The sequence below is a fragment of the Pseudomonas sp. C9-3 genome (assembly GCF_032392015.1).
Classification (GTDB): domain Bacteria; phylum Pseudomonadota; class Gammaproteobacteria; order Pseudomonadales; family Pseudomonadaceae; genus Pseudomonas; species Pseudomonas nitroreducens.
The window spans coordinates 5,318,161-5,338,032 of the sequence record NZ_CP135919.1 but is presented as its reverse complement, the minus strand read 5'-3'; the positions used below and the strand labels follow the sequence as shown (position 1 = coordinate 5,338,032).

Annotated in this window: 14 protein-coding genes; 12 read left to right on the top strand and 2 right to left on the bottom strand. The window is 66.3% G+C overall.

Going from position 1 to position 19,872, the window contains the following annotated elements; all coding sequences use genetic code 11:
- Nucleotides 1–165: 165 nt before the first annotated feature.
- From RS899_RS24475 to RS899_RS24445, 7 genes are all read left to right on the top strand, one after another.
- Nucleotides 166–3,897, top strand: a complete 3,732-nt coding sequence (locus tag RS899_RS24475) for a DUF2339 domain-containing protein (protein WP_315808286.1) — start codon at nt 166–168, stop codon at nt 3,895–3,897.
- Nucleotides 3,894–5,258, top strand: a complete 1,365-nt coding sequence (locus tag RS899_RS24470) for a DUF3999 domain-containing protein (protein ID WP_315808285.1) — start codon at nt 3,894–3,896, stop codon at nt 5,256–5,258. The genes RS899_RS24475 and RS899_RS24470 overlap by 4 nt, the downstream gene beginning before the upstream one ends.
- Nucleotides 5,259–5,359: 101 nt before the next feature.
- Nucleotides 5,360–7,267, top strand: a complete 1,908-nt coding sequence (estP, locus tag RS899_RS24465; RefSeq protein WP_315808284.1) for an esterase EstP — start codon at nt 5,360–5,362, stop codon at nt 7,265–7,267.
- Nucleotides 7,268–7,499: 232 nt separating this feature from the next.
- Nucleotides 7,500–8,513 (top strand): class 1 fructose-bisphosphatase, encoded by a 1,014-nt coding sequence (locus RS899_RS24460; RefSeq protein WP_054911293.1) that lies wholly within the window; start codon nt 7,500–7,502, stop codon nt 8,511–8,513.
- Nucleotides 8,513–9,118 (top strand): DUF924 family protein, encoded by a 606-nt coding sequence (locus RS899_RS24455; protein WP_315808283.1) that lies wholly within the window; start codon nt 8,513–8,515, stop codon nt 9,116–9,118. Before RS899_RS24460 ends, RS899_RS24455 begins: the two co-directional genes overlap by 1 nt.
- Before the next feature lie 73 nt (nt 9,119–9,191).
- Nucleotides 9,192–9,446: an outer membrane protein assembly factor BamE domain-containing protein gene (bamE, locus tag RS899_RS24450; protein ID WP_024766664.1), complete on the top strand. Its 255-nt coding sequence runs from the start codon at nt 9,192–9,194 to the stop codon at nt 9,444–9,446.
- A gap of 37 nt (nt 9,447–9,483) precedes the next feature.
- Nucleotides 9,484–10,038 carry a lipocalin family protein gene (locus RS899_RS24445; protein ID WP_315808282.1) on the top strand — a complete coding sequence of 185 codons (555 nt, stop codon included), beginning with the start codon at nt 9,484–9,486 and terminating at the stop codon, nt 10,036–10,038.
- A gap of 156 nt (nt 10,039–10,194) precedes the next feature.
- On the opposite strand, the gene RS899_RS24440 is transcribed toward RS899_RS24445, so the two are convergent.
- Entirely contained in the window at nt 10,195–11,559 is a 1,365-nt protein-coding gene (locus RS899_RS24440; protein ID WP_315808281.1) for a formimidoylglutamate deiminase, read from the bottom strand.
- A gap of 247 nt (nt 11,560–11,806) precedes the next feature.
- Between RS899_RS24440 and hutC the strand changes: the two genes are divergently transcribed.
- Both hutC and RS899_RS24430 read left to right on the top strand, forming a co-directional pair.
- Nucleotides 11,807–12,517 (top strand): histidine utilization repressor, encoded by a 711-nt coding sequence (gene hutC, locus RS899_RS24435; protein WP_315810473.1) that lies wholly within the window; start codon nt 11,807–11,809, stop codon nt 12,515–12,517.
- Nucleotides 12,514–13,104, top strand: a complete 591-nt coding sequence (locus RS899_RS24430; RefSeq protein WP_315808280.1) for a HutD family protein — start codon at nt 12,514–12,516, stop codon at nt 13,102–13,104. Before hutC ends, RS899_RS24430 begins: the two co-directional genes overlap by 4 nt.
- 212 nt (nt 13,105–13,316) lie before the next feature.
- Here RS899_RS24430 and hutH read toward each other — a convergent pair whose 3' ends face one another.
- On the bottom strand, nt 13,317–14,846 hold the full coding sequence (gene hutH / locus RS899_RS24425) for a histidine ammonia-lyase (protein WP_315808279.1): 1,530 nt from the start codon (nt 14,844–14,846) through the stop codon (nt 13,317–13,319).
- 232 nt (nt 14,847–15,078) lie between these two features.
- Here hutH and RS899_RS24420 point away from each other — a divergent pair, with 232 nt between their 5' ends.
- The 3 genes from RS899_RS24420 to RS899_RS24410 all read left to right on the top strand — a co-directional run bounded on the left by RS899_RS24420 (nt 15,079) and on the right by RS899_RS24410 (nt 19,859).
- On the top strand, nt 15,079–16,095 hold the full coding sequence (locus tag RS899_RS24420; RefSeq protein WP_315808278.1) for an ABC transporter substrate-binding protein: 1,017 nt from the start codon (nt 15,079–15,081) through the stop codon (nt 16,093–16,095).
- A 458-nt stretch (nt 16,096–16,553) separates the two neighbouring features.
- A complete protein-coding gene (hutU, locus tag RS899_RS24415; RefSeq protein WP_315808277.1) occupies nt 16,554–18,221 on the top strand; it encodes a urocanate hydratase in 1,668 nt (555 codons plus the stop codon).
- A gap of 225 nt (nt 18,222–18,446) precedes the next feature.
- On the top strand, nt 18,447–19,859 hold the full coding sequence (locus RS899_RS24410; RefSeq protein ID WP_315808276.1) for a cytosine permease: 1,413 nt from the start codon (nt 18,447–18,449) through the stop codon (nt 19,857–19,859).
- The last annotated feature ends 13 nt before the right edge of the window (nt 19,860–19,872 follow it).

The window sequence follows — 19,872 nt, the reverse complement described above, 5'->3', positions numbered from 1 at the left end:
GATTTTTCCTCGGAGCGTGGCTGAAAGGCAGTCTCGCGACGTCAGAGTATTCGAAGCTGTGAGATCGTGGACGCAGGCCACGGAGCCGGGCCGATATACTCAGCTATCCGGGCGTACGCGTCCGGGTCGGGATGGATTCGCACAGAACCTCAAGGATTCGAAAGCATGCAATGGATTTTCATGCTGGTCGGCCTGGTCATCGGCGCCGCTGCGGGCGAGTCGATTACCGGGGCGGTACTCGGCGCGGTGGTGGGCCTCGCGCTAGGGCAGACCTTCGCGCTGCACAGCCTGCAAAGGGAAAATGCCAGCCTTCGTGGCGAACTGAAGGCCTTTGGCGAGCGCTTCGACCAGGGCACCAAGGCTCTCTATGAGCGGCTGCTGCAGGTGGAGCGCGGCGCTGCCGGGCAGGTGCCGCCGGCCGGCGTCGAGTACACCGCGCCCGAGGTGCCCGTTGCTCCGCCCAGGGCTGAGGTAGGCGCCGACGGCGAGCCTGAATTCGAGGCACCCACCCGCGAAGCTGTTGCCACCGAGCTGGAGTGGAGTATCGAGCTGCCTGCCGACGAGCAGGCGCCCGCCCCAGCGGCCGCTGCGCGGGAGGGAGCAGCTGTCGAGTGGTCGGACCTGGTGCTCGAACCCCTGGACAAGCCAGCAACCCAGGCGCGTGTCGAAGAGCCCGAGGTTCAGCCGCACGCGGCTCCTGCCGCCCCGCCGGCGCCACCACAACCGCCAGTTCCTTCACTGTTCGACCGCGCCTTCGGAGCCGCCCGCGACTGGCTGCTGGGCGGCAATACCGTACTGCGCGTCGGCGTGCTGCTGTTGTTCCTCGGCCTGGCCTTCCTGCTGCGCTACGCCACCGAAGGCATGACCATGCCGCCGCAGGGGCCGTACATCGGCACCGCGGCCGCCGCGCTGGCGTTGCTCGGCCTGGGTTGGTGGCTGCGTCATCGGCGCCCGGCCTATGCGCTGATTCTCCAGGGCACCGGCATCGCCGTGCTCTACCTGACGGTGTTCGCCAGTATCAAGCTGTACCCGGCGATGAACCACGGCGAAGTGCTGATCGATCCGCAGGCCGGGTTCGTGCTGCTGGTGGCGGTCACCCTGTTCTCGGCGATCCTGGCCATTCTCCAGGACGCGCTGGGCCTGGCCGCCGCTGCCGCGCTGGGCGGTTTCGCCGCGCCGATCCTGGCTTCCACCGGCGGCGGTAGCCATGTCGCGCTGTTCAGCTACTTCGCCCTGCTCAACGCCGGTATTTTCGCCATCGCCTGGTTCAAGGCCTGGCGCCTGCTCAACCTGATCGGTTTCTTCGGCACCTTCGGCATCGGCCTGGCCTGGGGCCTGCGCTCGTACCAGCCGGAGCTGTTCGGAACGACCGAGCCGTTCCTGGTCCTGTTCTTCCTGACCTACGTCGCCATCGGCCTGCTGTTCGCCCGCCGGCGCCTGCGCGAGGCGGCTGGCGCGCCGGAGGATGACTCCCGCGAGGCGCTGCTGCGCTGGTCGGCGCGGCAGACCGACTACGTCGACGGCACCATCCTGTTCGGCACGCCGCTGGTGGGCTTCGGCCTGCAGTACGGGATCATCCAGCACCTGGAGTTCGGCGCTGCGTTCAGCGCCCTGGCGCTGGGCCTGTTCTACATGGTGCTCGCCCGCGTGCTGGCCGGTCGCACTGCCGGCCGCGCGCTGCTGCTGGTGGAAACCTGCCTGGCGCTGGGCGTGGTATTCGGCACCCTGGCAATTCCACTGGGCCTGGATGCGCGCTGGACGTCTGCCGCCTGGGCCGTGGAAGGCGCCGGTATCTTCTGGCTCGGCCTGCGCCAGCAGCGACCGCTTGCGCGGACTTTTGCCCTGCTGTTGCAAGTGGGCGCAGCGCTGGCGTTCCTCGCTGGGCTGCATGCCGACCCGCAATCGCTGACGCTGCTCGAAGGTGCACCGCTGGGCGCGTTGATGCTCGGCGTGGCATTGCTGTTCAGCTTCTGGAACCTGCGCAACGCCGATCCACACATTCTGCGCAGCTGGGAGCCGAGTGCGCGCCCGGTCCTGGCAGCTTTCGGCCTGGCCTTCCTCTACCTGATCGCGCCCCTGCTGCTTGGCGCGGACGGCACGGCCATGACCTGGGCCATCGCCGGGCTGGCCACGCTGTTCGCCGCGCTGCGCCTGCGCTCGCGCACCTTCCTGGCCTGCGCATTTGCCGTGCAGCTGTTGGGCGGGGCGGTGTTCCTCCTGCATCTGCATGGCGCGCAGGAAGGCGGTGGTGTGCTGGGCTCCGGCTGGCGCGGGCTGGTAACGGCCTCGCTGATTGGCCTCGCGCTGATCGCTGGCATGCTGGTCGCTGCGAGAGACGCCATGGTCCGCGACGACCGCCGGCTGATGCTGGGATTGAGCGTGGTCCTGCTGCTGGGCCTGGCCTTCGTCAACCTCGCCGTGCTTTTCGTGCTGCCGTGGCAAACGGCGGCGGCGGTGTGGGCGGGCAGCGGCTTGCTGATCCTCTGGTTGAGCCTGCAATTGCAGCAACGCGCTGCTTTCGTCTTCGGCCTGGTGCTGCAGGTGATTGGCGCGGGCGCTTTCCTCTTCGGTGGCGCCGCGCTGTTCGGCGACCTGCCCAGCGAGGGCCTGAAGCCGTTGGCGCACATGGGCTTCTGGACTCCGGCAGTGCTGGCGCTGGCCGCTCTGGTCGGCGCTTGGCGCCTGCACCGAGCCAGCGAGCGCGAGCGCAACCTGGCGCTGGGTGGTCTTGGAATGGAGCAGCTTTCGCAGTTGCTGCTGGTCTGGGGCGCCGGTTGGTGGGCATTGACCGCGCTGTGGGAGATCGCCCGCTTCGTGCCCAGCGAGATGCGTGAGCACGTAGCGGTGCTGGTGGCTGCGATCAGCGTGGGCTTCTGGTCGCTGCTGGCGCGCCGCGAGCAATGGCGCGCGCTGGCGCTGCTGTGCCTGGCGCTGGTGCCGGTGTCGCTGGTGGCCCTGGCCAGTGCCTGGAACCTGCAGTACCACCCGCTGGCAGAGCTGGGCTGGCTTGGCTGGCTGGCGGTGTTCGTGGTGCACTTCTTCATACTGCGCCGCCTCGATGCGCTGCTACCGCGCCTGGCCGCGCGCACGGCCCATGTGCTGGGCTGCTGGTTGATCCTCGGCGTGCTGGCGCTGGAGCTGCGCTACCTGTTCTTCGCCCTGGCCGAGCACTACAACGCCTGGCGCTGGCTGGGTTGGGCGCTGGTACCGAGCCTGTTCCTGATCCTCATGGGCGGTGTGGCGCGCCTGCCGTGGCCGGTGGCCGCCTTCGAGCGCGAGTACCGCGCCATCGCCGCCGCTCCGGTAGCCCTGGCGCTGCTGGGCTGGTTCTGGCTGGTCAACCTGTTCAGCAACGGCGCGGCCGACCCGCTGCCGTACCTGCCGCTGCTGAACCCGCTGGAGCTGGGCATGCTCATCGTGCTCGCGGCGATCTTCCAGTGGACGCGCCTGGGGCTGCCGCAACTGGGCGTGGCCGAATCGACCCTGCGCCTGCCGGTGCAGGCGCTGCTGGGCGCCTCGCTGTTTGCCCTGCTGACCATGGCCGTGTGCCGTACCGCGCACCATTGGGGCGGCGTGCCGTTCGAGTTCGATGCCCTGAGCCAGTCCATGCTGGTGCAGGCCGGGCTGTCCATCGTCTGGGCCCTGATCGCGCTGGGCCTGATGATCGCCGGGCATCTGCGTGGCCGGCGTGATTTCTGGCTGGTCGGCGCGGTGTTGCTAGTCGTGGTGGTGATCAAGCTGTTCCTGGTCGACCGCGCCAGTGGCGGCAGCCTGGAACGCATCATTTCCTTCATCGGTGTCGGCGTGCTGATGCTGATCGTCGGCTACTTCGCGCCGCTGCCGCCGCGCCGGCCTGTGCCCGAAGAGTCATCGCAACAGGAGCAACCCTCCGCATGAAGCTCAAGACACTCGTACTTTTCATCGGCGCGTGCCTGCTGGGTAATTACGCCAGTGCTGCGCCCGCGCCGGCGGATTTCGCCAATCGCGTGCCGCTGGAGGTTTCCGGCAACGGCCCGTGGTACCGCGTGCAACTGCCCATCGAAGTGCTGTTCGCGGCCCGCCATGGTGACCTGCGCGACGTGCGCATCTTCAACGCCGAGGGCGAGGCGCTGCCCTACAGCCTGCGCACCAGCGCGGCGAGCGAGAAAGAGGTGCGCAGCGAGGTGCAGGCGCGCATCTTCCCGCTGCGTGGAGCCTCCGGCAGTGCGGCCGGCGACAACCTGAAGATCGTCCGCAGCACCACCGGTACCATCCTGGAAATCACCCCGAATGCGCCGACGCCGGACAAGGCCCAGGTGCTCCGCGGCTGGCTGCTGGAGACCGGTGCCGACGACCTGCCGCTGGACCGTCTGCAGCTTGACTGGACGGCCGACGGCGACGGCTTCCAGCGCCTGCGCATCGAGGCCAGCGACGACCTCGAACACTGGCGCTCGCTGGGCGAGGGACAACTGGCGCGGCTGGACTTCAACGGCCAGCGTATCGAGCAGAACGACATCGCCCTGCCGGGCGAAACAGCGCGCTACCTGCGCCTGTGGTGGGAGTCGCCGGAGCAGGCTGCGCAGCTGGTGGGCGCCACGCTCAGTGGCAGCCGCAGCAGTAGCGGCCCGGTGCCGATGCTCTGGTCCGAACCGCTGGCGGCCAAGGCCGACACTAATGGTGACTTCAGCTGGAGCCTGCCGCTGGCACTGCCGGTGGAACGCGTGCGGATTCCTCTGCAGCAGGACAACACCCTGGCGCCGGTGGTCATCTCTGGTCGCCACGACGGCAACGTGCAGTGGACTCCGCTGGCGCGCGGCGTGCTGTATCGCCTGCCGGGGCAGGGTGGCGAGATTACCCAGGAAGAACTGGAGCTGCCTGGCAGCACGTTGGGCCAGTTGCGCCTGCAAGTAGATTCGCGCGGTGGTGGCCTCGGCGGCTCGACAGCGCACCTGAGCGTGGGCGTGCGCGCCAGCGAACTGGTGTTCCTCGCGCGCGGCGGTGCGCCCTATGAGCTGGCGGTGGGCAACGGTTCGATCACCGATGGCAGCCTGCCGTTGACCACCCTGGTGCCCGGCTACGAGCCCAAGCGGCTGGCGGGCATGGGCGAGGCACGGCTCAAGGGCACTCTTCAGGCTCCTGCCACACCCGCGACGGCCAAGGAGGCGAAGGCCGATACAAACTGGAAACGCTACGGCCTGTGGGCGCTGCTGCTGGCGGGCGTCGGCCTGCTCGCGCTGATGGCGCTGAGCCTGCTGCGGAGCAATCGCCAGGCCAGCTGATCGACGCGGATCGCCGCAAGATAGGGGTGTCGCCTGTAGAAATTCTGATACTGTCTTGGTTGTTCTGATTACCGAATAACAACAAAGCATGGAGTAGCAGAATGATCAGAAAGGCGCTCACCCCGCTGGCGGCTGCGTGCGCGATGGCCATTGCCGCACAGGCCTCCGCAGCCCCTTCGCCGTATTCCACCATGGTCGTCTTCGGCGACAGCCTGAGCGATTCCGGACAGTTCGCCGACGCCGGCGGCCCTGCCGGTGCCAGCACCCGCTTCACCAACCGCGTCGGCCCCACCTACCTGGACGGCAGCGGCGAGATTTTCGGCCCCACAGCGCCGATGATCCTGGGCGGCAAGCTGGGCATCAATGGCACCGACCTGAACCCCTCCACGTCGCTGTTCCCCGGCACCGTGGACGGCAACAACTGGGCGGTCGGCGGTTATCGCACCGACCAGATCTACGATTCCATCACCGCGCCCGGTGGCTCTGTCGTCACCTCCGGCTCCGACAGCCGTACCCGTGACGGCTACCTGGTGAACAACCGCGCCGACCCGAACGCACTGTATTACCTCACCGGCGGCGGCAACGACTTCCTCCAGTTCCGCATCACCGACGACCCCACGGCCCGCGCCGCCGCTGGCCGCCTGGTGGACAGCGTCGATGCGCTGCACAACGCCGGCGCGCGTTACATCATGGTCTGGCTGCTGCCTGACCTGGGCCAGACGCCGGCCACCAACGGCACCGCGCTGGAATCCTTCGGCACCCAGCTGTCGGGTATTTTCAACGAGGAGCTGGCCGCGCAGCTGGCCGCCTCCAATGCCAACGTCATTCCGCTGAACATCCCGGCGATGTTCAAGGAAGTCCTGGCCAACCCGGGCGCCTATGACCTGGCCACCGACCAGAACCTGATCGGCACCTGCTTCAGCGGCAACAGCTGCCCCGAGAACGCGGTGTATGGCCGCCACGGCAGCAACCCCGATCCGACCAAGCTGATCTTCAACGACGGTGTGCACCCGACCATCGCCGGCCAGACGCTGATTGCCGACTATGCCTACTCGGTGCTCTCTGCCCCGTGGGAAGCGACCATGCTGCCGGAGATGGCCCTGGGCACGTACAACGCCTACCAGGACCAACTGCGCAGCCAGTGGCTGGCGGACTGGGAAAGCTGGCAGGGTGTGAACCAGTGGCGTGGCTTCGTCAGCGGCGGCGCGCAGCACCTGGACTACGACGACCAGGACAGCGCGGCCGACGGCTCCGGCTACGGCGCCAACCTGACCCTGGGCACCAGCTATCGTCTCGACGATGCCTGGCGCGTCGGTGGCTCGCTGGGCTTCTACCGGCAGAAACTGGAACTGGGTTCCGACGACTCCGACTACAAGCTCAACAGCTACCTGGGCAGCCTGTTCGTGCAGTTCCAGCAGAACCGCTGGTGGGCTGACGCCTCTGTCACTGGCGGCAAGCTCGACTACGAAGATGCGAACCGCAAGTTCAGCATCATCAACCACGAAGTCGAAGAAAAGGCCGACACCGACGGCAGCCTGCTGGCCTTCAGCGGTCGCCTGGGCTACGACATTGCCCAGGGCGGCGAGAACTGGCACCTGTCGCCCTTCGTTAGTGCGGACTGGGCGCGGGTGAAAGTGGACAGCTACGAAGAGGGCAGCGGCCGTTCCACCGCGCTGGCCTATGACGAGCAGAATCGCTACTCCCGGCGCCTCGGCGTGGGCCTGCAGGGCAAGTTCGACGTATCGCCGCAGACCCAGTTGTTCGGTGAAGTCGCGGTAGAGCGGGAATATGCCGACGACACCCAGAACGTCGGCATGAACTTCACCAGCCTGCCGGACATCGGCTTCAGCCTGCAGGGCTATACCCCGCAGAGCCACCTGCAGCGCGCCACCATTGGCGTTGCCCAGAAGCTGACCCCGGAGCTGACCCTGCGCGGCGGCTACAGCGCACACCGCAGCAGCGACGACCTGGCACAGGGGGTGAACCTGGCGCTGAGCCTGGACTTCTGATCGTCTGAGGTGAATGAGGCGGGGTGACGGGCGGATACGGCCGTCACCCCGTTTTCTTTCACGTGGGCCGCTCGCCGCGCGGCCGAAGGTCGCGGGGCCGACCGGCGTTGGGGAACTGCCCGTGAGCGGCGGGCTCCAAGCATTCGGTGAGCCTCCGTGCAAGGAGGCATCGCGGTCGTTTCCACGCTAGAATGCGCCCTGATTTTTTCCATCTTCTCCCCTGGAGTCTTCCATGTCCCGCGTTACCCTGAGCCGCTACCTGATCGAGCAGACCCGCAGTCACAACACCCCGGCCGACCTGCGTCACCTCGTGGAAGTGGTGGCCCGCGCGTGCAAGGAAATCAGCCACGCCGTTTCCAAGGGCGCGCTGGGTGGCGTGCTGGGCAGCATGGAGACCGAGAACGTCCAGGGCGAGGTGCAGAAGAAGCTCGACGTCCTCTCCAACGAAATCCTCCTGGAAGCCAACGAGTGGGCCGGCAACCTGGCCGGCATGGCTTCCGAGGAAATGGACCACCCCTACCAGATCCCGGGCAAGTACCCGAAGGGTGCGTACCTGCTGGTCTTCGACCCGCTGGATGGCTCCTCCAACATCGACGTCAACGTCTCGGTTGGCACCATCTTCTCCGTGCTGCGTTGCCCGCAGGAATACCTGAGCCAGAACGACAGCCTGCGCGAGGAAGCCTTCCTGCAGAAGGGCACCACCCAGGTCGCCGCCGGCTACGCTATCTATGGCCCGCAGACCATGCTGATCCTGACCCTGGGCAACGGCGTCAAGGGTTTCACCCTGGACCGTGAGCTGGGCAGCTTCGTGATGACCCACGACAACATCACCGTGCCGACCCAGACCGCCGAGTTCGCCATCAACATGTCCAACCAGCGCCACTGGGAAGCTCCGGTGAAGCGCTATGTCGATGAGTTGCTGGCTGGCAAGGAAGGCCCGCTGGCCAAGAACTACAACATGCGCTGGATCGCCTCGATGGTGGCCGACGTGCACCGCATCCTGACCCGCGGCGGCGTGTTCATGTACCCGCGCGATTCCCGCGAGCCGGAGAAGCCCGGCAAGCTGCGCCTGATGTACGAAGCCAACCCGATGTCCTTCATCATCGAGCAGGCCGGCGGCGCCGCCACCAACGGCCGCCAGCGCATCCTCGACATCCAGCCCGACAGCCTGCACCAGCGCGTCGCGGTATTCCTTGGCTCGAAGGAAGAAGTCGAGCGCGCCACCGCCTACCACCAGGAAGGCTGATGGCCGCCGCGCCCTGGCAGTCGTTGCTCGACTGGTGGTTTGGCAACGCGCTGGACGCCAACGAAGTCGCCGCCCAGCGCAACGCCCTGTGGTTCGGCAAGAGCGCCTGCCAGGACGTGGACTCGGAAAACCGTTTCGGCGGCCTGGTACGCCAGGCCCTGGACGGTGGTCTGCAGGAATGGGAGCGCGAGCCGCAGAGCTGGCTGGCGCTGATCCTGCTGCTGGACCAGCTGCCGCGGATGATCTTCCGCGATACCCCGCGCGCCTACGCCGGTGATGCCCGCGCCCAGCAACTGGTGCGCCAGGGCCTGGCTGCCGGTTTTGACCGCCAGCTGCCGCGCATCGAGCGGGTGTTCGTCTACATCGTGCTGGAACACGCCGAGGACCTGGCCAGCCAGAACGAGGCGGTGCGCCTGTACGAAGAACTACAGAGCGAATCCAGCGATAGCGAGAAGGTGCTGTTCGCCGGCTACCTCGCCTATGCGCGCAAGCACCAGGTGGTGATCGACCGCTTCGGTCGCTTCCCGCACCGCAATCTCATCCTGGGCCGTGATTCGACGGCCGAAGAAGCGCAGTTCCTCACGGAACCTGGCTCACGTTTCTGACTCCAACCCGGCGGCCGAACCGGTCGCCCTGTGCCAAGCTTGTTGGCCTGCCCCCCAAACAATGGAGTTGTCGATGTCCTTCCGCCGCCTCGCGCTCGTCGCGTTCTGTGTCGTCCTGGCCGCTTGCAGCAAAGTGAACCAGGAGAACTATTCCAAGATCAAAACCGGCATGAGCAAGGCCGAGGTGGAAAGCCTGCTCGGCAAGCCTGCCGAATGCTCCGGCGCACTGGGGGTTTCCAGCTGCACCTGGGGAGACGAGAAGGCTTTCATCAGCATCCAGTACGCTGGCGACAAAGTGCTGCTGTTCTCGGCCCAGGGCCTGAAGTAAGCCTGGGGGACGGGGCGGGCAGCCAAGGAGCAACGCAATGCGTCGATCCCTTATCTGGCTGGCCTGCCTCGCCGCGTTGAGCGGTTGTGCCGGTTCCTCGCCGCAACCGCCGCAGACCGTGCAGGTCGACCTCAAGCGCTACGAGGGCACCTGGTACGAGCTGGCGCGCAAGCCGATGTTTTTCCAGCGCCACTGCGCGCAGTCGGAAGCCCACTATCAGTTGCAGCCTGATTCCAGCATTGCGGTGACCAATCGCTGCCTGACCACCGACGGTGAGTGGGACCAGGCCACCGGCCGCGCCGAAGCGCAGGTGCCGGGCCGCACCGACAAGCTCTGGGTGCGTTTCGACAATACCTTCACGCGGATCTTCCCGGGGCTCGCCAAGGGTGACTATTGGGTGCTCTACGTCGACGACGATTACCAGACCGCGCTGGTGGGCAACCCGAATCGCGAGTACCTCTGGCTGCTGTCGCGCAAGCCGGTGGTGCCGGATGCCACCCGCATGAAGCTGCTGGGGCTGGCCCATGAGCGCGGCTACCAGACCGACGACCTGATCTGGCGGGTAGCCGATTCCAGTTCGACAAGCCAATGAAAAACGCCCCGGGGGCGTTTCTTCAGGGTCGGTATATGCCGAATTTCACCGGCTGCCTCGACGTAGGATGGTGTGGAGCGCAGCGATACCCATCGATGGCGCGCGCTGACAGCATGGGTATCGCTGCGCTCCACCCATCCTACGAGAGCGATATAGTCAGCTCAGCAGCTCGCGGAGGACGTGGGCGAAATCGCGGGCGCTTTGCTCTTCAAGCGCGTGCCGGCCTTCGCGCACGCGCCATTGTCCGGCGACCATCACATCGCGCACCTGGCGGTCGCCGCCGGCGAACAGCCAACGGTTGAGGATCGCGTCACCACGGGCGGTCTGCAGGTAAGGGTCGCCACCGTTGAGCACCAGCAGGTCGGCGCGCTTGCCGACAGCCAGTTCCCCCGTGGGCTGGCCAAGCGCCTGGGCGCCGCCGCTGAGGGCGGCATCGAACAGGGTGCGGCCAACCATCGGCTGGTCCTTGCCGTAGAGGCGGTTGCGGCGCTGGTCGCGCAGGCGCTGGCCATATTCCAGCCAGCGCAGTTCCTCGACCACGCTCAGTGATACATGGCTGTCCGAGCCGATGCCGAAACGACCGTTCTGGGCGAGGTAATCCACCGCCGGGAAGATGCCGTCGCCCAGGTTCGCCTCGGTGGTCAGGCAGAGGCCGGCGACCGCGCCGCTACGGGCCATGGCGGTGACTTCGCCGGGTTCGGCGTGGGTGGCGTGGACCAGGCACCAGCGTTCGTCCACCGCGACGTTCTCGTACAGCCACTGCAGCGGACGGCGACCGCTCCAGGCCAGGCAATCGTCGACTTCCTTCTGCTGCTCGGCGATGTGGATGTGCACCGGGCAGCCGCTGGAATCAGCGCCCAGCACCTCGGCGATCTGCTGCGGTGTCACCGCGCGCAGGGAGTGGAAGCACAGGCCAAGGCCCTGCTGTGGCTGGTCTGCCAGGTGCGTGCGCAGCCCGTCGATCAGTTTCAGGTAGCTGTCCGTGCTGTTGATGAAACGGCGCTGGCCTTCGCTCGGCGACTGGCCGCCGAAGCCGGCATGGGAGTAGAGCACCGGCAGCAGGGTCAGGCCGATGCCGGCATCCGCCGCGGCCTGGCTGACGCGCAGCGCCAGTTCCGCCGGGTTGGCGTAGGGCTGGCCGTCGATGTCGTGGTGCACGTAATGGAATTCGGCGACGCCGGTGTAACCGGCCTTGAGCATCTCGATGTACAGCTGGCGGGCGATCACCCCGACCTGCTCGGGCGACAGGCGACCGACCAGGCGATACATCAGGTCGCGCCAGGTCCAGAAGCTGTCGTTGGGGTTGCCGGCAACTTCCGCCAGGCCCGCCATGGCGCGCTGGAAGGCGTGGGAGTGCAGGTTCGGCATGCCCGCCAGGACCGGCCCGGCGATGCGCTCGGCGCCTTCTGCGCTGGCGTCCGGGGTGATCGCGGTGAACAGGCCCGCGGCATCGATCTCGAAGCGGACGTTGCGCGCCCAGCCAGAAGGCAGCAGGGCAGTTTCGGCGAACAGAACGGACATGCGGGAGGTCCTCGCAGGTTTCTTGGAATTTGTATATACATATACAGACGTTTGCCGGGACCGTAAACTGCAAGGCAACCCGGCGGTCGTCAGAGGACTTGTATGCACGGGTCGAATCCGGTACATGCCGGAGTCAGACCGCAGTCGCCCTCCAAAGAAAGAACACCGTCGCCACGACAAGGAGTTTCCCGTGCCCGCATCGCCCACGCCTACCCCGCCCGCCGAGGGTTCGTCGCTCGCCGCGCAGATGGGGGAAATTCCCGCGCCGCTGTACGCTCGCGTCAAGCAGATGATCATCCAGCAGATCCAGTCCGGAACCTGGCCGCCGCATCACCGCGTGCCGTCCGAGGCGGAGCTGGTCGCCGAGCTGAGTGTCAGCCGCATGACCATCAACCGCGCACTGCGCGAGCTGACTGCCGACGGCCTGCTGGTGCGCATGCAGGGCGTCGGCACCTTCGTCGCCGAGCCCAAGGGCCAGTCCGCGCTGTTCCAGGTGCAGAACATCGCCGAGGAAATCACCGCCCGCGGGCACAAGCACCACCTCGTGGTGATCAGTCTGGTGGAAGAGCTGGCCAGCGCCGAGCGCGCGCTGGCGCTGGACGTGCGCGAGGGCCAGCGCATCTTCCACTCGGTGATCGTGCACTACGAGAACGATATCCCGGTGCAGATCGAGGACCGCTACGTCAACGCGGCCGTGGCGCCGGACTACCTCAAGCAGGATTTCACCGGGCAGACGCCCTTCGCCTACCTCACCCAGGTCGCCCCGCTGAGCGAGGGTGAGCACGTGGTCGAGGCGGTGCTGCCCAGCTCCGAAGAGTGCAAGCTGCTGTCCGTCGACCGCCATGAACCATGCCTGCTGATCCGCCGGCGCACCTGGTCGGGACGCAATACCGTGACCAGCGCACGCCTGCTCTATCCGGGTTCGCGCTATCGCCTGGAAGGACGATTCAGTTCATGAGTGACGTGCGAATTCTGCGCGCCGCCGACTACCCGGCGATGCCCTGGAAGAACGGCGCGGGCACGACCCGCGAGATCGTCCGCGATGCTGGCGATGGCCTGGAAGGTTTCGGCTGGCGCGTGTCCATTGCCGATGTCGGCGCCCCCGGGCCGTTCTCCGCCTTCACCGGCTACCAGCGCGTCATCAGCGTACTGGAAGGCGAGGGCATGCGGCTGAACGTCGACGGTGTCGATTCCCGCGCTCTAAAAGCGCTCGACGCTTTCGCCTTCGATGGCGCGAGCGCGGTGGAATGCACGCTGCTCGGCGGCGCGATCCGCGATTTCAACCTGATCTATTCGCCCACGCGCTACCGGGCGCGACTGCAATGGTTGAAGGTGGACGGCGCGACGCATTTCTTCAGCAGCGCTTCCACAGTGCTGTTGTTCAGCGCGGGCGAGGGCATCCATTCCAGCCTGAACGGCGAGGCGGGCGGTGTGCTGGGCCTGCATGACACACTGATTGCCGAGAGCGATGGTGCGCTGCGGGAGTGGCGGTTCGCGGTGGCGGGCTGTGCGGACATCTGCGTAATCGAACTCGACCCACGCTGAACGAGAAAAGGGCGCCTTCGAGGCGCCCTTTTTTATCAGGGGGACGGCAGGACGCTGTGAGTAGGATGGCGTGGAGCGATACCCATCAATTGCCGCGCGGCGATCCGCATGGGTATCGCTCCGCTCCACCCATCCTACGGCCCTCAGGGGGAGGGCAATCCCGAGCGCAGATTCCACCTGTGGCGACGGAGCTCATACGCCCTGTGTGGGTGTCAGTCATATAACCGCTCGTAGCCAATCCACCGACTCATCACCCCATCCTCCACCCACGCCCGTGCGGCGGCGATGTCCGGAGCGAAGTAGCGGTCCTGCTCGTAGTGCGGCACTTCGCTGCGGATCAGCGTGCGCACTTCCTGCAGTTGCGGCGAGCTTTGCAGCGGCGCATGGAAGTCCACGCCCTGGGCGGCGGCGAGCAGTTCGATGGCGACCACACCGGCGCTGTTGGCGGCCATGTCCTGCAGGCGGCGGGCGGCGAAGGTGGCCATGGACACGTGGTCTTCCTGGTTCGCCGAAGTCGGCAGACTGTCCACCGACGCCGGGTGCGCCCAGGTCTTGTTCTCCGATGCCAGGGCCGCCGAGGTGACCTGGGCGATCATGAAGCCGGAGTTCAGCCCGCCTTCCTTGACCAGGAACGCTGGCAGTCCGGACATCGCCGGGTCTACCAGTTGGGCGATGCGCCGCTCGGACAGCGCGCCGATCTCCGAGATCGCCAGTGCCAGCACATCCGACGCCATGGCCACCGGCTCGGCATGGAAGTTACCGCCTGACAGAACATCGCCGTCAGCGCTGAATACCAGCGGATTGTCGGAAACCGCATTGGCCTCGCGCAGGAAAATGCTGGCGGCGAAGCGCAGGTGATCCAGGCACGCGCCCATCACCTGCGGCTGGCAGCGCAGCGAGTACGGGTCCTGCACGCGCTTGCAGTCGATGTGCGACTGGTTGATCGGGCTGTCATGCAGCAACTCGCGGTACAGCGCGGCGACCGTGATCTGCCCCGGCTGGCCGCGCACCTCCTGGATGCGCGCGTCGAACGGCACGAACGAGCCTTTCAGCGCCTCCACGGTCAGGCTGCCGGCGACCACCGCGGAGATGAACAGCCGCTCCGCCGCGAACAGCCCGCGCAGGGCCAGCGCAGTGGACACCTGGGTGCCATTGATCAGCGCCAGTCCTTCCTTCGGCCCCAGCACCAGTGGCTCGGCCCCTGCGATGGCGAGGCCCTCAGTGGCGTCGAGGATGCGCCCTTCATGGCGCACCTGGCCGACGCCCAGCAGGGTCGCGGACATGTGCGCCAGCGGCGCGAGGTCGCCGGAGGCGCCCACCGAGCCCTGGGAGGGAATGCACGGGTAGACCCGCGCGCGGTAGAGCTTGAGCAGCGTTTCGATCACTGCCGGGCTGACGCCGGAGAAGCCACGCGCGAGCGAACCGATCTTCAGCGCCATGATCAGTGCCACGCTGGCGTCATCCAGCAGCGCTCCGGTGCCGGTGCAGTGGGAAAGGATCAGGTTGCGCTGCAGTGTGGCAAGTTGCTCCTCGGGAATGGAGGTGCGCGCCAGCAGGCCGAAACCGGTATTGATGCCGTACACGGTGCGCTGGTCCGCGATGATCTGGCTGACCGTCTGCGCGCTACGCAGGATGGCCTCGCGGCATGCGTCGGCAAGCTGCAGGTCGGGCTGGTGCTGGTAGATGGCGCGCAGCTGGTCGAGGTCGAACTGGCCGGGCGTCAGGAGCAGGGATTCGGGCATGTCGGCATCCTGGATTCGGTGAAGTGTTACCGTGGATTGTTCCTGTATATACAGGTATAGCATTCGCTGTGCCATGGCGCGCCAGGGCCCATGCCTTCGTTGCCGGTCGCGCTGTGAGGCCACTCGAGAGAAAGTGAATGTCACCCGCGGTGGCATTTCCAGTCCGATGGTTGTGGGCAAACCGCGCCGTGGCGGCTAAACCCTAAGGACATCAACGCGCCCGGAGTCGCCCATGTCCGCCCCCCGTTGCCTGTTCGCGCTGCTACTGGCCTTCGGCTTGTGTGCCCAGACCCTTGCTGCCGGCTGTCCCTATCCGAAACCCGTGGTATTCGCCGGGCTGAACTGGGAGAGCGGGATGTTCACCACCGAGGTCCTGCGCTTCATCCTGGAGAAGGGCTACGGCTGTCAGACCGATGCCGTGCCGGGTAACACGGTGACCATGGAGAACGCGCTGAAGCAGAACGACATCCAGGTCACCGGCGAGCAGTGGGCTGGGCGCAGCACGGTGTGGCAGCAGGCGGAGCAGGCCGGGCAGGTGTTCTCCGTAGGGGAGACAGTGAAGGGCGCCAGCGAAGGCTGGTGGGTGCCGGACTACGTGGTGCACGGCGATGCCAAGCGCGGGATCAAGGCCTCGGCGCCGGACCTGAAGTCAGTGAGCGACCTGCCTAACTACAAGGCCCTGTTCAAGGACGACGAGGAGCCCGGCAAGGGCCGCTTCTACAACTGCCCCACCGGCTGGACCTGCGAGATCGTCAACACGCAGAAGCTCAAGGCCTATGGGCTGGACGGCAGCTACGTGAACTTCCGCACTGGCGCCGGCCCCGCCCTGGACGCTGCGATCACTTCGGCCATCGCCCAGGGCAAGCCGGTGCTCTTCTATTACTGGGCGCCGACGCCATTGCTGGGCCGCTTCAAGCTGGTGCAACTGGAGGAGCCGCCGTTCGACGAGGCGGCCTGGAAGACCCTCACCGACCCGAACAACCCCAATCCCAAGGGGTCGCGCTCGCTGCCGGCGAAGATCAGCATCGGTGTGTCCCGCGATTTCCACGACAAGGCGCCGCCACTGGTGCAGGTGTTCGAGAAGGTCGAGTTGCCGCTGCCCATGTTCAACGCGCTGCTGGCGGATATGGCGCAGCACCACCGCGACGTGGCGGATGTGCGGGCGAAGTTCTTCCGCGAGCACCGGGAGTTGTGGTCGAAATGGGTGACGGCGGAGGCGGCGGGGAAGATCGACGCCGCATTGAAGTAATGCTGTGGCGTTGGTTCGCGAGCAAGCTCGCTCCTACAGGCCGACCACCACCGCGCTCTTTGTAGGAGCGAGCTTGCTCGCGAACATCGCCGCTGCGGACTGGCATTCCCTGCTCGGAAAACACTTGTCTATACAACCTGTGTCCCTTCGTAGCGAGCGGTGTTACCGAACGCAACGAAACGGTGCATGGAAGCCTTCTTCTGGTGCGGTTGTCTGTCAGCCGCCCCTTTCCGTCATCCGCTGTCGATGGCCGTAATTTCGTTTTTAATTCTTATAAATCAATACCTTGATATCAACTGTTGGCGGCCCATGCACGGCATCAGTCAAGGTTGGCCTTTGCTTTGCTTATACTTGTACATACAAGCATAGACATGATGGTGGCGAACCCCTCGGCACTGTCGAACGAACCGCCAAAGCCCTCACCGGCTTAACGATCCGAGCAAGCGAAGGAGCCTTCCGTGACCAAATTCCGCGACGTCGAAATCCGTGCCCCGCGCGGCACCCAACTGAACGCCAAGAGCTGGCTGACCGAAGCGCCGCTGCGCATGCTGATGAACAACCTCGACCCGGAAGTCGCCGAGAACCCCAAGGAGCTGGTGGTGTACGGCGGCATCGGTCGCGCCGCGCGCAACTGGGAGTGCTACGACAAGATCGTCGCCACCCTGAAGGAGCTGAATGAAGATGAGACCCTGCTGGTGCAGTCCGGCAAGCCGGTCGGCGTCTTCAAGACCCACGCCAACGCCCCGCGCGTGCTGATCGCCAACTCCAACCTGGTGCCGCACTGGGCCAACTGGGAGCACTTCAACGAGCTCGATGCCAAGGGCCTGGCCATGTACGGCCAGATGACCGCCGGCTCGTGGATCTACATCGGCAGCCAGGGCATCGTCCAGGGCACCTACGAAACCTTCGTCGAAGCCGGCCGCCAGCATTACGACGGCAACCTGAAAGGCAAGTGGGTGCTCACCGCCGGTCTCGGCGGCATGGGCGGTGCCCAGCCGCTGGCCGCGACCCTGGCCGGCGCCTGCTCGCTGAACATCGAATGCCAGCAGAGCCGCATCGACTTCCGCCTCGCCAGCCGCTACGTCGACGAGCAGGCCAAGGACCTCGATGACGCCCTGGCGCGCATCGCCCAGTACACCGCCGAAGGCAAGGCCATCTCCATCGCCCTGCTGGGCAACGCCGCGGAAATCCTCCCGGAGCTGATCAAACGCGGCGTACGCCCGGACATGGTGACCGACCAGACCTCCGCCCACGACCCGCTCAACGGCTACCTGCCGGCCGGCTGGACCTGGGAGCAGTACCGCGACCGCGCGCAGACCGACCCGGCCGCCGTGGTCAAGGCCGCCAAGCAATCCATGGCCGTGCACGTCAAAGCCATGCTGGAGTTCCAGAAGCAGGGCGTGCCGACCTTCGACTACGGCAACAACATCCGCCAGATGGCCAAGGAAGAGGGCGTCGCCAACGCCTTCGACTTCCCCGGCTTCGTCCCGGCCTACATTCGCCCGCTGTTCTGCCGTGGCGTCGGCCCGTTCCGCTGGGCCGCGCTGTCCGGTGACGCCGAGGACATCTACAAGACCGACGCCAAGGTCAAGGAACTGATCGCCGACGACGCCCACCTGCACAACTGGCTGGACATGGCGCGCGAGCGCATCAGCTTCCAGGGCCTGCCGGCGCGCATCTGCTGGGTCGGCCTGGGCCAGCGCGCCAAGCTCGGCCTGGCATTCAACGAAATGGTCCGCAGCGGCGAGCTGAAAGCACCGATCGTGATCGGCCGCGACCACCTCGACTCCGGCTCGGTGGCAAGCCCCAACCGCGAGACCGAAGCCATGCGCGACGGCTCCGACGCCGTGTCCGACTGGCCGCTGCTCAACGCCCTGCTGAACACCGCCAGCGGCGCCACCTGGGTCTCGCTGCACCACGGCGGCGGCGTGGGCATGGGCTTCTCCCAGCATTCGGGGATGGTGATCGTCTGCGACGGCACCGACGAAGCTGCCGAGCGAATCGCCCGCGTACTGACCAACGACCCAGGCACCGGCGTGATGCGCCATGCCGATGCGGGTTACCAGATCGCGATTGATTGCGCCAGGGAGCAGGGCCTGAACCTGCCGATGATCACTGGCAAGTAAGGCGCAGCCGGGCCTGCGCGTAGGGCGCATAACCTGGAACAGGTTATCCGCCGTTGTGCCGGCGGATAACGCTGGCGCGTTATGCGCCCTACGGCGGCCAGGCAGCCGTGAGTGATGCAACAAGGACCAGGGAGAGGGCCGCCGCACGGCGTGGTGCGGCGGCTCGGTCCGTCAAGCAATGCAGTACATCGACAAGACAAGAATCCCTTCGGGAGAACAATAACGATGTCCCAGGCCAGTGATAGCTCCAAACCCCTGATCGAGGTGCGCTCGATCGACTACATCCCCGAGGCCGAGCGCCACGGCAAGCTCTACAGCCAGTTCACCCTATGGCTGGGCGCCAACCTGCAGATCACCGCCATCGTCACCGGCGCCCTCGCCGTGGTGCTGGGCGGCGATGTGTTCTGGTCGCTGATCGGCCTGCTCATCGGCCAACTGCTGGGCGGCGGCGTAATGGCGCTGCACGCCGCGCAAGGGCCCAAGCTCGGCCTGCCGCAGATGATCTCCAGTCGCGTGCAGTTCGGCGTCTACGGCGCGGCCATTCCGATCGTGCTGGTGTGCCTGATGTACCTGGGCTTCACCGCTACCGGCACGGTGCTTTCCGGCCAGGCGCTGGGTCAGCTGTTCGGCGTCAGCGACAGCGTCGGCATCCTGATCTTCGCCAGCGTCATCGTGCTGGTCACCGTGCTCGGCTACCGCGTCATCCATGTCATCGGCCGCATCGCCAGCGTCATCGGCGTGATCGCCTTCGTCTACCTGTTCAGCCGCCTGATGAGCCAGACCGATGTCGGCGCGCTGCTGGAAATCCGCCATTTCAGCTGGAGCAGCTTCCTGCTCGCGGTGTCGCTGGCCGCTTCCTGGCAGATCGCCTTCGGGCCGTATGTCGCGGACTACTCGCGCTACCTGCCGAGCAAGACGTCCTCGGTGAAAACCTTCTTCGCCGTGGGCGCCGGCTCGGTGATCGGCGCCCAGGTGGCGATGATCTTCGGCGTGTTCGCCGCGGCCATGGCCAATGGGCAGTTCGCCGGCCGCGAAGTGGCGTACATCGTCGGTCTCAGCGGCAGTGGCGCCGTCGCCGCACTGCTGTACTTCACCATCGCCTTCGGCAAGATCACCATCTCGACGCTCAACTCCTACGGCAGCTTCATGTGCATCGCCACCGTGATCAGCGGTTTCCGTGGCCACCTGGAAGTGACTCGCCTGCAACGACTGGTCTTCGTGCTGGTCATCGTCGGCGCTGCGACCCTGATCGCACTGCTCGGCCAGCATTCGTTCCTCGGCGCGTTCAAGTCCTTCATCCTCTTCCTGCTGGCGTTCTTCACCCCGTGGAGCGCGGTCAACCTGGTGGACTACTACTGCATCACCCGCGAGCACTACGACGTGCCGGCGCTCTCCGATCCGGATGGCCGCTACGGCCGCTGGAATGTTCCCGGCATCAGCGTCTATGTGATCGGCGTCCTGGTGCAATTGCCGTTCATTTCCACCAAGTTCTACACCGGCCCGCTGGTGGATGCCCTCGGCGGCGTGGATATCTCCTGGATCATCGGCCTGGTGGTCCCTGCGGTTCTCTATTACCTGGTCGCCCGGCGCGTCACGCGGGCAGTACCGGACCGGCTGATCCTGCCGGCCCGCACCTGAACAGACCGGCCCG

Coding starts and splice junctions, on each gene's coding strand:
- RS899_RS24475 (WP_315808286.1), top strand. CDS start 166: ATGCAATGGATTTTCATGCTGGTCGGCCTGGTCATCGGCGCCGCTGCG.
- RS899_RS24470 (WP_315808285.1), top strand. CDS start 3,894: ATGAAGCTCAAGACACTCGTACTTTTCATCGGCGCGTGCCTGCTGGGT.
- estP (WP_315808284.1), top strand. CDS start 5,360: ATGATCAGAAAGGCGCTCACCCCGCTGGCGGCTGCGTGCGCGATGGCC.
- RS899_RS24460 (WP_054911293.1), top strand. CDS start 7,500: ATGTCCCGCGTTACCCTGAGCCGCTACCTGATCGAGCAGACCCGCAGT.
- RS899_RS24455 (WP_315808283.1), top strand. CDS start 8,513: ATGGCCGCCGCGCCCTGGCAGTCGTTGCTCGACTGGTGGTTTGGCAAC.
- bamE (WP_024766664.1), top strand. CDS start 9,192: ATGTCCTTCCGCCGCCTCGCGCTCGTCGCGTTCTGTGTCGTCCTGGCC.
- RS899_RS24445 (WP_315808282.1), top strand. CDS start 9,484: ATGCGTCGATCCCTTATCTGGCTGGCCTGCCTCGCCGCGTTGAGCGGT.
- RS899_RS24440 (WP_315808281.1), bottom strand. CDS start 11,559: ATGTCCGTTCTGTTCGCCGAAACTGCCCTGCTGCCTTCTGGCTGGGCG.
- hutC (WP_315810473.1), top strand. CDS start 11,807: ATGGGGGAAATTCCCGCGCCGCTGTACGCTCGCGTCAAGCAGATGATC.
- RS899_RS24430 (WP_315808280.1), top strand. CDS start 12,514: ATGAGTGACGTGCGAATTCTGCGCGCCGCCGACTACCCGGCGATGCCC.
- hutH (WP_315808279.1), bottom strand. CDS start 14,846: ATGCCCGAATCCCTGCTCCTGACGCCCGGCCAGTTCGACCTCGACCAG.
- RS899_RS24420 (WP_315808278.1), top strand. CDS start 15,079: ATGTCCGCCCCCCGTTGCCTGTTCGCGCTGCTACTGGCCTTCGGCTTG.
- RS899_RS24410 (WP_315808276.1), top strand. CDS start 18,447: ATGTCCCAGGCCAGTGATAGCTCCAAACCCCTGATCGAGGTGCGCTCG.